This window comes from Bradyrhizobium canariense (assembly GCF_019402665.1).
GTDB lineage: Bacteria > Pseudomonadota > Alphaproteobacteria > Rhizobiales > Xanthobacteraceae > Bradyrhizobium > Bradyrhizobium canariense.
On the sequence record NZ_VSST01000086.1, the window covers coordinates 105,183 to 119,107 of the forward strand.

The 13,925-nt window shown below is 57.7% G+C and carries 12 protein-coding genes; 4 read left to right on the plus strand and 8 right to left on the minus strand.

The features are described 5' to 3' along the window. Nucleotides 1-25: 25 nt before the first annotated feature. The 5 genes from FXB41_RS36360 to FXB41_RS36375 all read right to left on the minus strand — a co-directional run bounded on the left by FXB41_RS36360 (nucleotide 26) and on the right by FXB41_RS36375 (nucleotide 4,117). Complete coding sequence (locus tag FXB41_RS36360) at nucleotides 26-841, minus strand: ABC transporter permease (RefSeq protein ID WP_246649465.1); 816 nt, start codon at nucleotides 839-841, stop codon at nucleotides 26-28. Next, nucleotides 838-1,671, minus strand: a complete 834-nt coding sequence (locus FXB41_RS36365) for an ABC transporter ATP-binding protein (protein WP_219685193.1) — start codon at nucleotides 1,669-1,671, stop codon at nucleotides 838-840. The genes FXB41_RS36360 and FXB41_RS36365 overlap by 4 nt, the downstream gene beginning before the upstream one ends. Nucleotides 1,672-1,749: 78 nt before the next feature. After that, nucleotides 1,750-2,868 (minus strand): hypothetical protein, encoded by a 1,119-nt coding sequence (locus FXB41_RS36370; protein WP_219685194.1) that lies wholly within the window; start codon nucleotides 2,866-2,868, stop codon nucleotides 1,750-1,752. 236 nt (nucleotides 2,869-3,104) lie between these two features. Continuing rightward, complete coding sequence (locus FXB41_RS42105) at nucleotides 3,105-3,353, minus strand: 2OG-Fe(II) oxygenase family protein (protein WP_376707536.1); 249 nt, start codon at nucleotides 3,351-3,353, stop codon at nucleotides 3,105-3,107. Next, nucleotides 3,305-4,117 carry a 2-oxoglutarate and iron-dependent oxygenase domain-containing protein gene (locus FXB41_RS36375; protein WP_219685195.1) on the minus strand — a complete coding sequence of 271 codons (813 nt, stop codon included), beginning with the start codon at nucleotides 4,115-4,117 and terminating at the stop codon, nucleotides 3,305-3,307. The genes FXB41_RS42105 and FXB41_RS36375 overlap by 49 nt, the downstream gene beginning before the upstream one ends. 147 nt (nucleotides 4,118-4,264) lie before the next feature. Here FXB41_RS36375 and FXB41_RS36380 point away from each other — a divergent pair, with 147 nt between their 5' ends. The 4 genes from FXB41_RS36380 (at nucleotide 4,265) to FXB41_RS36395 (ending at nucleotide 8,099) form a co-directional block, all read left to right on the plus strand. Then, nucleotides 4,265-5,179, plus strand: coding sequence for a LysR family transcriptional regulator (locus FXB41_RS36380; RefSeq protein WP_219685196.1), 915 nt, complete (start codon nucleotides 4,265-4,267; stop codon nucleotides 5,177-5,179). Between the two features lie 529 nt (nucleotides 5,180-5,708). Next, nucleotides 5,709-7,046 (plus strand): FAD-binding oxidoreductase, encoded by a 1,338-nt coding sequence (locus FXB41_RS36385; RefSeq protein WP_219685197.1) that lies wholly within the window; start codon nucleotides 5,709-5,711, stop codon nucleotides 7,044-7,046. 94 nt (nucleotides 7,047-7,140) lie between these two features. Continuing rightward, nucleotides 7,141-7,545, plus strand: a complete 405-nt coding sequence (locus tag FXB41_RS36390; protein WP_219685198.1) for a hypothetical protein — start codon at nucleotides 7,141-7,143, stop codon at nucleotides 7,543-7,545. Nucleotides 7,546-7,829: 284 nt separating this feature from the next. Then, the gene (locus FXB41_RS36395; RefSeq protein WP_219685199.1) at nucleotides 7,830-8,099 is read left to right on the plus strand and encodes a hypothetical protein; all 270 of its coding nucleotides are present in this window, start codon (nucleotides 7,830-7,832) and stop codon (nucleotides 8,097-8,099) included. 71 nt (nucleotides 8,100-8,170) lie between these two features. On the opposite strand, the gene FXB41_RS36400 is transcribed toward FXB41_RS36395, so the two are convergent. The 3 genes from FXB41_RS36400 to FXB41_RS36410 all read right to left on the minus strand — a co-directional run bounded on the left by FXB41_RS36400 (nucleotide 8,171) and on the right by FXB41_RS36410 (nucleotide 13,925). After that, nucleotides 8,171-9,862 carry a recombinase family protein gene (locus FXB41_RS36400; RefSeq protein ID WP_219685200.1) on the minus strand — a complete coding sequence of 564 codons (1,692 nt, stop codon included), beginning with the start codon at nucleotides 9,860-9,862 and terminating at the stop codon, nucleotides 8,171-8,173. A gap of 1,849 nt (nucleotides 9,863-11,711) precedes the next feature. Beyond that, nucleotides 11,712-13,346 carry a flavin-containing monooxygenase gene (locus FXB41_RS36405; RefSeq protein ID WP_219685201.1) on the minus strand — a complete coding sequence of 545 codons (1,635 nt, stop codon included), beginning with the start codon at nucleotides 13,344-13,346 and terminating at the stop codon, nucleotides 11,712-11,714. A 48-nt stretch (nucleotides 13,347-13,394) separates the two neighbouring features. Then, entirely contained in the window at nucleotides 13,395-13,925 is a 531-nt protein-coding gene (locus FXB41_RS36410) for a nuclear transport factor 2 family protein (RefSeq protein WP_311985942.1), read from the minus strand.

A 13,925-nucleotide genomic window follows, 5' to 3' on the forward strand; every position in this document is an offset into this window, starting at 1 on the left:
CCTCAAAATACCGCAGCAATCCGGTTTAGCTGGAATGCCATGATCCCAGAGCGAGCCTGCTGAGCCACGCCATCACCGCGAACAGGGCCACCCCCGTCAAGGAAATCAGGAGCAACGCCGCAAACATTCTCGGAATGTTTAGTTGAAAGCCAGATTGCAGGATCTCGTAGGCCAGTCCTGCACCAGCCCCGCCGGTCCCGGCGACGAATTCAGCGACCACGGCGCCGATCAGGGCAAGGCCGCTCGATATTCGCAACCCGCCGAAGAAGTACGGAAGAGCACTGGGTATCCGAAGTCGCACCAATTGCTGCCAGCGCGTCGAATTGTTGAGAGTGAAATAGCTCTTGAGATCGGGGTCAATACTGCGCAGCCCGAGGGTGGTATTGCTGATAATCGGGAACAGGGCAACGAGGCTGGCGCAAACGACCATGGCGGCGGTCTGGTTCTTAACCCAGATGATAATCAGCGGAGCGACGGCGACGATCGGTGTTACCTGCAACAGCACAGCGAACGGGAAAAGAGCTTCTTCGATCACTTCGCTCTGGACGAACACAAACGAGATCAGCACACCTAGGAGAGTGGCGAGAGCGAAGGACAGCAATGTTATTTTAAGCGTCGACAATAGTGCCAGGCCCAGCGGTACAAACTCGGTGACGAGCGTCTTGAACATGAGCAGCGGCGTCGGCACCAGGTAGGTAGGAACCTTCAGCGCAGTCACGAGGAACTGCCAGACCATCACGAGAACTATGCCGACAAAAAGCGGCAAGATTAATCGGCGGAAACGCCTGTTGCCAGCTCGCTTGACCGGCCTCGTGGCCGCACGCATTGTCGTCGCGCTCATACGGCTTCCTCTTCCAGTCCGGCGCTAGCGCTCAGAAGGCTGTCCTGAAGCCGTTTGGCGTAACGGGCGAATCGCGGAGACACCATGAAGTCGGCAGTACGCGGATAAGGTTCATCGATGACAATCTGTTCGACGACTCGGCCGGGCCGGGCCGCCATCATGATCACACGCGTCGAAAGGAACACCGCTTCGTGGATCGAGTGCGTCACGAACATTATGGTGAGTCTCTTCTCAAGCCAGAGATTTAAGACTTCCGCATCGAGCTTGAAACGCGTGATCTCATCGAGCGCGCCGAATGGCTCGTCCATCAGCAGAAGATCCGGTTGCTTCACCAAGGCACGCGCGATCGACACGCGCATCTGCATGCCGCCGGACAGCGCGCGCGGGACAGCGTCTGCGAAATTGCCCAATCCGACCAGATTGAGAGCCTCCGTCACGCGTTGGTCGGCGTCGGCCCGGCAGATACCTTCGAGGTCGAGCGGCAGCCGGACGTTGGAGTGGACTGATGCCCATGGCATAAGGGTCGGCGATTGGAAAACGAACGCGAGTTTGCGGCCGGTGTTGATCAGGCTCTTCACCGGCTTGCGCCAGAGTTGAAGCCTGCCGTCGCTCGGTTCGAGCAGTCCCGCGATCATCTTGAGCAGTGTACTCTTGCCGCAGCCAGAAGGACCAAGCAGCGATATGAATTCGCCCTCCGCCACCGAAAGGTCGACGGGAAGCAAAGCCTGAGTCCCGTTCGGGTACACCATCTCGGCCGACAACACCTCGACCGCCGGTATGGCGGACTGGTCTTTTGATAGTCGTGTCAAATCGGAAACGGCGTGATCCATGGCAGATTTCTCGTCGGTCGAAGCGGGGCGCGTCAAGCTCTATGTTCCGGATCAGGCCGGTGGATAGCAAAGGAAGCGCTAGAACTTGACCGAGACGCCCGCGCTGGCGGATTTTTCTGTACAGCTATTGGTGCTGACGCCCGTTGCCGCGACGGTGCAAGTTCCGGGAGTGGCGTTGCTATCGAGGCCGTACTTATTGTGCCAATATCGATAGGCAACCCAGAGGTCGACGAAGTGGCCGTACTTGGGGCCGATGAAGGCCTTGCCGGCATCAAAGGTCAGGCGGATCGGTTCGCTGTTCAATTCGATTTTGCTGTTGGTGCTGAAACGTCCGACGCCAGACAGCGCCGGGAGGGTGTTGATATCGCCTTTGGCTCCAGTCATCGAAACGCGGCCGCTAATAGCGAAGTACCTCACGCTTTCAGGGAGAAAGCCCAGATCCATGTAGTAATTGGTCTCAATCTTCCAGGTGGGCGGGAATACCCTGTTCCCGTCCGCAAGGCAGGTTACCCCAGGCACGCCCGGATTAAAGAGACCGCACTGAAGAAATGATTTGTGGCTTGCCAGCCCGTAGACGACCAGGGGCGCCAGATTGACATAGCCCTTGTACGGAAGGTCGAAGGCAAATTGCAGACCGGCGACGACGTTGTTCGTCGTAGGAGCATAATAGCTGTTTGCCGCTCCGAGATCAGCGCCAACTTCGAACGAAATATTTCGCAGCGGCCCTATCTTGAAAGCCTTGGTCTTGAATATCTCATTCCAGCCGAACGTGCTGCGTTCGATGCCGTAGAATTCCGTCGCGCCGGCGCAAGCGCCTGGCGGCCCGAACGGCAGGGTACCAGTGGGCTGGCAAGGCGAGGCAGGATCGTTATGGGTGGATTTCAACAGATCGACGTTGAAGAAGTTCGTGCCATAAGCCCACACATCGAAGTGGGTGAACGAATAAACCTGCTTTGCAGTGGTGCCGTTGATGGTCCCGTTCGGCCGGGTGCTGTAAGCACCGGGATCAGTGGCCGTAAACTGGTAAGAGTATGTCAACCGGTTATCATTAACGCTGAAGAATGGGGCATCCGTTATCAGACTTGCCTTGACAGGCATCGCGGGCGGGTCTGCTGCGTTTGCAAAGCTTGTCGAGGCGAGTATGGCGAGCGGAGCAAGCGATAGCAGGAATGCTGAATTTTTGGTACGATGCGGCATGACTCTTCTTTCCCCAAAATTGGCGATAATGAACGCGCCGGATAGTTTGGACTAAAGACCTGAGCACCTGCCGATACGCAGCGTCAGGAAGCTTTCAAGGTCGCTCGCAGTATCGGACTGCGATTTATCTTAGGCGAGCCTCGATCCAATTTACTCCGCCCTGGCGAATTTTGCTGAGCAGCTGTTTGTCTCTCGTGGACGCACCTCGAAACAATTTGCCGGCTCTCTCCTTGTATTCACCTTGCCGCCGTTGAACCCGGCAAGTAACCGTATGATCGCTTGAACATTTCAGCGGTGTGCTCCTCTGTCGTGCAAGACGGGAAAAGAGGTGGAGCCCCGTCGCCGACGCAAGTCGGAATCGCCTCAATCACAGACCGGGAATCCGGGCTGTAGAAAAATGGAGTGGAGTAGCGATCGCGATTGGCAGTGTTGTTCTTCACCCGATGAAAATTCGATTTGTAGATTCCGTTCGTCCACCGCGCCACCAAATCCCCGAGATTGATGACGAACGTATCGGGAATCGCGAAGGCCTGGATCCACTCGCCGGCAACATTTGAACCTCGAGACCACCAATGCTGACCTGTGCGAGGATGGTGATCCCACCCCAGTCGGTATGCGCACCGGCGCCTAATTGGTTCGTTACGGCAGCTTCCTGCTGGGGAGAATATTTGATCAACCGCAGCTTTGCGCCCGCTGTCGCGAAATGCGGAGCAAACCAGTTCGATTGCAGGTCGAGCGACAGCGCCATCAGCTCCAAGATGGTGTCGCCCAGGCGCGCTACGCGGCACCATAGGCTAGCATCTGCTCGCGAAACCGTGCGATACCCGCCGGGCACTGGTTTTCCCAAAACCCCTGAAGCCGGCGGTGACGTAAGGATGATCGTCTGGCAACTCAGCTCCGCAGTAAAGCTTTCCTTCAAGTCCGGCGGCGCAGCCTTCTGCGTCGCGTCCTGACTATCGAGCGCTTGACCGCCTATCGGTTCGTAGCCACTCGCTGCAGAGGAACTCTTCATCCAGATCGACATCTTTTCTTTGATCGGCAGGTCAAAGAACTTCTTGGTAAAGTCAAACTGCTTTTCGATCAGAGCGGAATCAATGCCGTGGTGGGAGACGTAAAAGAAACCGGTTCGAACGTACGCTCGGTGGATTTCGGCGGCAGCCCCCTGTCGAGCTGAGGCGCCGAAATGGAGCCTACCCAGATCAATCACGGGGATGGATCTCGGCACTTTAGGTGGGGTATAGGTATGCATGGGCGCCGCCTCTGAGACTAACCCTGACTTCGATTTACGCAGTCAATACGGGAGCGGCTATTCCGAAAAGCATTGTTTTAATGCCGCACCGATGACAAAATGAGAGCGCTCTCTGCCCAAGAGGTTCGCATAATGGTGCACTCACGTATGCTCCGATATCTGGATGAAGTCGTCCGGGCGGGCTCCATTCGTCAGGCCGCAGAGAGATTGAATGTGGCTTCTTCAGCTATTAACCGGCAAATCATAGAACTTGAGACCCAATTCGGGACGCCGCTGTTCACGCGTCTGCCACGAGGTCTGCGTCTGACTGCGTCTGGCGAAATTCTAATCAGCCACATCCGGCAAGTGCTGAAGGAATATGACCGCACTCGTGAACGCATGCTAGACCTTGAAGGTCTCAAAGCCGGAACCGTGGCCATTGCCGCCATGCACGGGCCCGCGGAAGCGCTCGTGCCATATATCGGCTCGCGTTTCCGGGAAAAATTTCCGCGTGTCACGATCAATGTTCGTGTCGCGAATGTCGAAGAGATCGTGCGGCTTGTCGATGAGGGCGACGTAGATATCGGATTATGTTATAATCTCCCTTCGCAGCATGGCCTTCACGTGATGCAGACCTATCCAACCAGGCTAGGCGCCGTTGTCGCAGCGAAACATCCCTTGGCGTCGAAGCCGTCAATACGTTTGTCTGACTGCATCAGCTACCCGATCGTATGGGCGGATTCCGAACTTACGATCAGCCGAATGATGCGAGCGGCTTTCCATCGGGCAAACATTGCAGTCAGACCGGCGTTCATCAGCAATTCAACAGCCATGATGAAGGCTATCATTCGTGACGGGATCCATCTGACATTTTTGACCCAGCCCAACGTCTATTGTGATGTAGGTGACGAAGCGTTCGTCTATGTCCCGATTGTAGGCAGCAATCTGCCGCTGCATCCGCTTTCGCTTGTCCATAGAGCCAATTCCACACTTGGCCTTGCAGCCAGCATGGTTGCGGAGCAAATGCGTGCATCGCTTGAGAGAATGGTCTCAAAGAATGGGGCACCAGCTGAGGGTGCCTGACGTGAGCGGCAATGCCCGCGCAACTCGGGTTATGCGTGCGCTTGGTTCGGAAAAATAAGGCGCTCTGAAGATGTTGGCTTTCGGGTCCTCCGAGAGGGATTGATAAATTCGTAACCAGGTTTGACGACACGACCTCCGAAGATCTTAGTCCGTTCGGAGGCGGCGACGACCTCTTCCCGAGAGGTGACGTCGATCTGGCGTCCGCGCGAGACAAAAGCATCGTACTGCGCGCAGGGCGCTCCCAAATTGTGGGCAGGCTCCACTGCCTTTTCGGCATTGGGCCGAGCTTATTTCAGCGCTGTACGCGGACGGTATCTGCTGAGATGCTCCGGTATTCCGGCGGCAACAGAATGGCCGGACGTTAGTCGAGAACCCATCACCATCCAAGCCGATCGCGCACGGAGCCCATTCATGACGGATGGAAGGGGATTCGGGTTTCAGATCCTTTCACACCGGGCCGATAGTCCAGACAGGGCCACATGGTGAACAACCGGCACGATCATTCGCTTTTGTACACTGGAAGCTCAATATGACATCCGAAGTGATTGAAAAGTTTCGTCAAGATATCGGAAGCGTGTTTTCAACTACGGAAGAGCGGATGCTCGCCAGAAAATCGCGAGACTTCCACTGGTATAGTCCGGTATTGACTCCGCAGCTCCAGCACTATCTCGCCGATGTAGTGGTTCAGCCGCAGACTGAGCAGGAGATAGCAGCTATTTCGGCCGCGGCAGCGAAGCGCTGCATTCCGATTACGGTTCGCGGGGGAGGTACCGGAAACTATGGGCAGTCAGTCCCCCTCCGCGGCGGTATCGTCTTGGACATGACGCGCTTCAACCAAGTGAACTCTGTCGAAAGTGGATCCATTCGCATTCAGGCCGGAGCTATTATCAAAACGGCTCTTACTGCAGCCCTTGGAACGGGGCAGCAGCTCATGATGTACCCGTCGACTCTGCAGTCGGCCACTATCGGCGGCTATTTAGGCGGCGGCTTCGCAGGCATTGGTTCCGTCAGGCATGGCGTTATCCGGGATTCGGGCATGATCCAATCGCTAAAGGTCATGACTATCGAAGAAAACCCGGAGATTCTGACTCTATCGGGCGATGATGTAGGGCTCGTGTTTCACTCTTGGGGAACGACAGGCATTATCCTTGAGGCCCAACTCCGACTGGTACCAGCCGAGACCTGGATCGATTGCATAGCCACGTTTCCAACTTATGGCGAGACCATCGCATTCGGCAATGCCGCCTTTGCAAGCGATTTGGATCTTTTTCTGCTAAGCGCCGTCGAAAAGCGCTTCGCGCCATTTTATAAGCGTACACGAGCCTACTTTGACGGAACGCGAGATGCGATGTTCTCAATGGTAAATGAAAAGGACGTTGACGCCTTCTTCGCATTGGCTGCTGAATTCAACGGTGTTAGATCAATGGCCGTAAGCGAGACAGAACGTGCGAATGCGAATCTACGTGCAATTCATGAAACGGCCTTCAATCACACAACCCTCATGGCATTACAGGTCGACCGAAGCTGGACGTATCTGCAGGTCGTAATGCCGGACCCATTTGAACCTGACTTGGCGGAGGCGCAGCTGGAGCGGTTCGGTGATGAGGCCTTGATGCACCACGAATACACGAAGGAGCATGGGCGCCCGAGAATTGGCGGTCTTCCTCTGATCAAATTCTCGACAGAGGAACGTCTTAATGAGATCATGCGGTCGTTTGAGGCCGATGGATGCATCATCAACAATCCACATATTTTCAAACTCGAAGATGGTGGTCGCTTTGATGCGGACGGCCGGAAAATGGCGTTTCGCAAGCGAGTCGATCCAATGGGGCTTTTGAACCCCGGAAAGCTTCGTTCGATTGACTGATCCTTACGAGTGATCCCGCCAAGTGTTTGTAGAATTGGGCTTGGTTCTCACGCAATTTTGGTGCAGCTCCTATTCGGCGCCAGATTAATCTGGCTTGAAGCAGATCGATTTTACCGCGGCCATACATCTGACGTCTGACGAGCTTCAGACGCGTGATCTGACCTTCAGTGCCGTTGGATCATGGCGAAGTGATTGCCGCTCGAACCCCCTCAACGCCGCTAGCGAACGAGGCGATGAGACTAGCGCGGACGCTCATCCATGGGGCAAATCCCGTCTCAAGCCTGCACCGGATCATCAAGTGGAATTGGTTGATGATCTCGCGCGGTTCGGCCAGGGTTGGTACGCCAGCTTGGATCGGCGCGACCATGACGGTTTCCGCTTTGATGAGCAAGTTCCGCCCGATTGTCATGAGGCGTGCAGTTTTTTTGCCGACGAACCCGCTGAAGGTTTTGTGCGTCGGCCTTTTCAGCCCGTCGTCTTCGGGTCGCCCACTCGCTGATGACGCGGCGTGTGACCGCGCTGTCGCCCAAATTGGATAGGGCGAATACATCCGCCCCTTAAAGAGACGCTACCATCGTAGCGTAATGGATCGAATGGGGTCGAAGGAAAGCGATCAAAATCGAAAAATTTGGTAGCGAGAGACCGCTACCGCTTTTGCCCACATGGCGCAAATCTGCGATATTTCCTCCGATCCTCCGCCTAAGCGCTAGGTTTGTGGGCCCTCGCATACGAGGGAGCTACGAGCCCCGGCATAAGAGCCCTATCGGTTAGCCGCACCGACGAATGCTGCATATCGCCGATGGCTGGATGGCGACAATGCCGCTGGTGCTTGGCCAAGGGGAGCTGTTCCGAGGGGCTGAAGCTGATGACCTTTCCCGGCACTTCTGGTCCGAGGCAGTTGCGCCCAACGGGGTTGATAACGGGCCCGAGAGTTCCAGCACCATCGAAGAAGCTTCTGAAAACACGAAATTTTTGCTTGCTCCGTCGGGCAAAACAGTGGTTCATAAGGCGCTGGTCCTAGCAGACGAAGGAGCCAGCCCCGATGGCAAATGACGTCGACACTTCCTCGGAACTGTCCAAAATTGCGAAGCTGAATGGTGATTTCCGGAGGAATTACGGCACGCTCATCGGAGCGATTTTGTATCTCCGCACCGTGGCCGCCGCCCGCCGAAGCCCTTGGCTTTGGGCCAGCCTGATTTCGATCGCTTGTTCAGCGGCGCTGACCTACTTGGGGCGGTATGGTTGGATTTTGCCAGCGTTGCAGTGATTGCTCCAAACAACGCACCCTTTTCCGCGTAAAGCACGCCTCGATGTCGACGAAGGGAATCAGATGAGAGCCAGAGGTAGCGTCCTGCCCTCAACGGGGAAGACAACAGCACGTAGTCCTCGATCTCCCGATTCGCCGCATTCAACCGCATCATGGCAAGTAGGCCCGATGAGATCTGCCTTCGGTAGGCTTTCCATTGCGCGGCGTGGTCCTTTCCTCGATGCGCCAGTCGTCGCGCGACGAGAAACGAAATCACGCGCGCGCCTCCGACATCAAGCCCTATGCCGTTCGGAAGAAGATCAGCCTGGAGGCCAAGCTCCGTTCGCAGTGCCTCCGCGAGTTCGGTGGCATGCCTCGATTGTTCGGCGGCCCAAAAATCCCGCATATCGATCCAGTCGCAGTCGCGCGGCGACACGTATCCGATCAGCGCATAGGCCTTCCGCAGCGAACCGAAGTGCTTCACGTACGAGGAGACGTGATTGAGACCCAGCGTCGTATTGATGATGTACGAGTTGAGTTTACCGCGTCGGCGGAGCGTCAGACGAAGGCGCAACAGCATCTCTTCTTCCGGAATCTCCACGCGGCGCTCGGCCAGCAGCTTCTGGGCGCGAGCGAATATGCCCTCGTCCACGATAGGTTCGATCGCCGCAGCGCCCCGGACCCAAGCGTTATCCGGATTCTTGACCAGCTTCTGGCCCAAGCGTCTTGAGGTGCGATTGTAGACGGTGTTGCCGATGTAGTTCTCGTTCCGGAGAATGGTGGGTATCATACCGTCGGTCCAGGGCCGACCGTTGGGATTGGCGATGCCCGCGTCGTTCAGCTGGCGACTGATGTCGCTGTAGGATTTCCGGCAGTTGACGAACTGATCGAAGATTTCCCGGATCACCGCTGCCTCTTCTGCCGATCCGTGCTGCAGCCGAACGCGATCCGATTGCAGAGCCTTGAATTGCCCCCTTTCGAGAAAGGCCTTCGGATGCTCGCTTTCGTCGACCATCAAGCGTCGGAGGCCGTAGCCGACGGGAGCGCCAACGCGGTATCCAAGGCTCGCGACCCGGCAGTGTCCGGCATGCACCTTGACCGAAAGCTCCCGGCTCCACTCGGCGGCCATGCCGCGCTTCAGGCTTTTCGCGATCCCGGAAACAAAGGTGCCGTCGTTCTTGAAGATCTCCGCGCAGTATTCGACCTGGACGCCGTTCCGCTTGCACAGAAATTCGTAGTAGGCACTCTCGTCCACATCTTGGAACCGGCCCCAGCGACTGACGTCGTAGACGAGGATGTGGTCGAAGTCGACTCGGCCCGATTGAACATCTTCTATCAGTCCGATGAGACCGGGACGTCCCTTGATCCGGAGGCCACTGCGGCCGTCGTCGCGATAGGTGCGGACGATCGTGAGCGTGTTCGCCTCGGCATAGGCGGCGATGGCCGCCATCTGGTTCGCGATCGAGTAGCGCTGGAGCTCCCTCGACATTCGGACGTACTGCGCAGCACGGCGCGCCCGGGTCCGCCTTGCGAAGCTTGTTCCTTTGGGAACTACCAGCCAATTACCCATGCACCCCTCCTGCCACTTCAGGGTACCCGCGAGTGCAACTACACCTTCCGCGGTCAGGATAGCAATGCTGAACAGCTTGCACAGCACTGCGGCGCGCCTCACGCCGGCGCCCGAAGTTGGCTTGTGTACAGCTCGCGGAACATGGGGACAAACCTCAGCCCTGCCGATGAGGCGCTCGACGCCAGCAGGCGAGTTCCGATCGCTCGCCAGCGGACTCTGCTCGCAGGAGGCGGCGGCGAGCGCATTTTCTCCGCAAGCGATGCGACAGTGAAGCTCGCCTGCCGGGTTGCGCGCCTAGTCGACTGGTCGGCGACGCTGGAGTCCTTGGCAGAATTGGGGATCACCAGGGTGCTGGACCTCGGTCCGGGACATGCGCTGGCCGAATTGATGCGATCGTTCCGGCCCGACATCCGCTGCTACGCGGCCGATGGATTTCATACATTGGACGGGCTCCGAAACTGGCTCGCCTCTCCATAGCCAAGATGCCAACCCCGTGCCTCAGCCAGGCTGATCTATGCCGCTCCAATAGCACGTGCGCAAAAAGGGTAGGATCGCTCAACGACCGATACCGATATTCGGTTTGATTTGCGATCTGACTGACGCCCTTGCGTCCCGAACGCAGTGAGCATCTTGTAAGTCATTGAATTCTTTTGATGTGACAGGCGTTTCCGTCTCGTTTTGTTCACGATCGTTTCGCCCATTTCGTTGCGATTTCGTTGCGGCATTCCTGGGAAGAACGCTCTGTCGGAGCGGGATGGTCGCATCTTCGTGGCGGCGTCCAGAGCGGACGGCGCGAGCGAGGTCCGCTTCAGGGCTGTGCTTTTCGACGCGCAGCATGATCTTGCGACTTGCCTCCAATCGACGCCATCCACGCGGGCGTCGCGCAATTCGTATTGGTCAGCACCCGGGGCATCTCGCCGAGATCTGCACGATCTCTCAAAACGGGGACAGGCGAGGCTTTATCGCCATATCGCTGCGTCGCAACGCGATGGGGGCCGATATCGAAGGCCGCTCCGCTCTTTGGACTTTCTGCAGCCGGCGGTAGGTTCAGCCGAAACCTGGAGGGTAGAGCGGATGGACGACGAATCTGACGAAGCGGAAGGATCGCGCGGCCGTTTGGCCGATGCACGTCAAACGCGGATTGACCTCGGTTGGACTGAAGACGAACTCGACGACCTGGATATCTCAGATATCCTCCAGTACGCACGAAGCAGGACGCCCCCGCCGCCACAACTGCGATTCTAGTTTCCGCAATCAAGGGGCCAACTCTTCAACATCGCAGACGAGTTGGTGCTCGGAACGAGCCGCTGATTAAGAAGCATACTACCGGTCTTGATTTCTCAAGCGAATTTTTCCAACTGGGCCAATATCCGATCATTGCAGATCAATGGCTTACAGCGAAACCCCAACCGCGAGTGCGCTTGGTGTGGCGCATCCCCCGCTATCGTTCGCGTCATTCTAGGGCTGGTTCAGCATTTTGGAGTTCGAGGTGCTTCCGCGCCGAAAGATGCGCATGTACAACCAACGGATCGCATCCAACAGAAGTGTAGGCCCACAGGTCGCACAACGATCAATCTGGACTTCGCCGCGTTGAACATTCGACGCTTCTATGCTGGCTGATCAATCGGTCTAATCCATCATAGGCTAGTTGAACTAACTTAAGGAAGCGTCATCGAAGGACGTCAAATAGCAAGGCGTGACACTGCCAAGTTCGGGGGCTCGCAGCGACCGATAACGAGATTCGCTGATCGTGGCCTTTGGAAATGGAGCGATCACTTTCCTGTCCGACGGCACCCTCCCAGGATGCCATCCGCCATCCTAGACGTGGCGTCTCACTCGGTTGCGATCGTCAAGCTGCGACCGACGTTCGCCTGCGTTCGAAGACGAAGTCGCGGTAGCCTGCCTGGATTGCGGCGGCACAATACTCTCGATATTTGGGGAAACCGCCGGTGAACAACGTCAGTCCCTGAGCCTTGTCCTTGACGTTGGTGCCGACGTACCAGGTCTTCGCCTTGGACAGCAACGAGCGCTGCGCAAGCCTGAAAACGAGCTCCATCCAGTCGTCTTCAGCCTGCTTGGTCGGCTCGATGGTGTCGAGGCCATGCTTGGCCATATGCGTAATCGCATGCGCAATCCAATCGACGTCGTTCTCGCTGATCCTGACGACGTTGGCGACCGCCGCGGGACCGTTCGGCCCGGTGGTCATGAAGAGATTCGGAAATCCCTCCATCATGAGGCCGAGATAGGACCGCGCTCCCGCCCTCCACTTCTCCTTGACAGTCCGGCCGTTGCGGCCGACGACGTCGAAGGCCGTCAGCGCACCTGTCAGCCCGTCATAGCCGGTCGCAAAGATGAGCATGTCGAGTGCGGTCTCGCCGGACTGCGTGCGCACGCCATGCTTCGTGATCTCCACGATCATATCCGTGACACAGTCCATCAGCTGAACGTTCGGCTGGTTGAACGTTTCATAGTAGCCAGTGTCCAGGCACGGCCGACGGGCGAAGATGGGGTAGTCGCGCGGCTTCAGCTTCTCGGCGGTGGCGGAATCCTTGACCACGTCGTTGATCTTGCCGCGCACGAACTCGGCAACGTGCTCGTTCGCCTCTTCGTTGCTCAAGAGGTCGGTGAAGGTGCCTAGCATCGCCAGTCCGCCGGACTTCCAGGCATCCTCGAGCAGTTCGCGACGGCGCGACGGGGTGACGCTGAAGAAGGCGCGGGTCGTCCATGGGCGCACGCCGCCGTTCGGGCTGTTGCGCGCCACCTCGCGAATGCCGGTGTAGTTGCGCTTGACCTCCGCGACGTAGTCGGGATCGAGCTTCTGGTTGCGCATCGGCATGGTGAAGCTTGGCGTGCGCTGGAACACAAACAGCTCACGTGCCTGCCGACCAACCTCCTGCACGATCTGGATGCCGCTCGATCCCGTGCCAATCACGCCCACGCGCTTGCCGGTGAAGCTGACGGGATGATGCGGCCATTTGCCGGCGCGCAGCAGCTGCCCCTCGTAAGTCTCGATACCAGGAATCTCTGGATCCCTCGGAATCGAGAGCGGGCCGGTTGCCATCACACAGTAGGTCGCCTCGACCGTCTCGCCGCGATCCGTCGTGACCTTCCAAAGCCTGCGCGTCTCATCCCAGACCGCACTCTTGATACGGGTGTTGAACTGGTAGTGCTTGCGCAAGTCGAGGCGGTCGGCCACGAAATTGAAATAGGCCAGCAGCTCCGGCTGCGCGGCGAACTCCTCGGACCAGGTCCACTCCTGCTCGACCTCGGGTGAGAAGGAATAGCTGTAGTCGATGCTCGGAAGGTCGACCCGCGCCCCGGGATAGCGGTTCCAGTACCACACGCCGCCAACGTCGCCGCCGGCCTCGAAGGCCGCGATGTTGAGACCCATTTCGCGGAATTTGTAGACTGCGTAGAGACCGCCGAATCCAGCACCGACGATGACGACGTCTAGCCGTTGTTCGCTGGCATGCGCGCTGTTCATGTCGGCGTTCCCTCAGTTTCGTGCTTGGTTCGTTAAAGACGGCGTCCGCTAGCGGGCGCGGAGAAGATCGTAGATGGGGTCGTCGGGAAATCGTCCGCCCAATGGCAGCCGCGGACCAAAGCGCACCGCTTCGGGTTCGGTTGCAGCGACCTGCTCGTCCACCCAATCGTAGACGAGCACGCGCCGGAAGACCCGCCATTCGCCGTCGCGCTGCTGGAAGGCGTCGCAATAGCGACCGGCGATCAGAAACTGACGAACTTTGTCGCCTCCTCCCGGCCCGCGCTGCAAGGCAAGAAAGTAGGTTTCGACAACGGCCTCGTTGGGCGCGGTGAACTCGATCAGGATGTTGCCGACCATATGGACGTTGCGGGCACCGCTGTCGAAGATTCCGTTGGCCCATTGGAAGAAGCCTTCGACCGGCCCCGAATACGGACCGTGCTGGTCCGTTGCATCCGGCCAGTAGGCGCCACGAAGCGAGGCCTGATCCGCCCGATCGACCCCGCGGCAATAGCGGTAGATGCAATCGCGGATCGCCTCTCTGTCCAGCAGTTCGGTGATCTTCTCTTGAGACATCGTCAT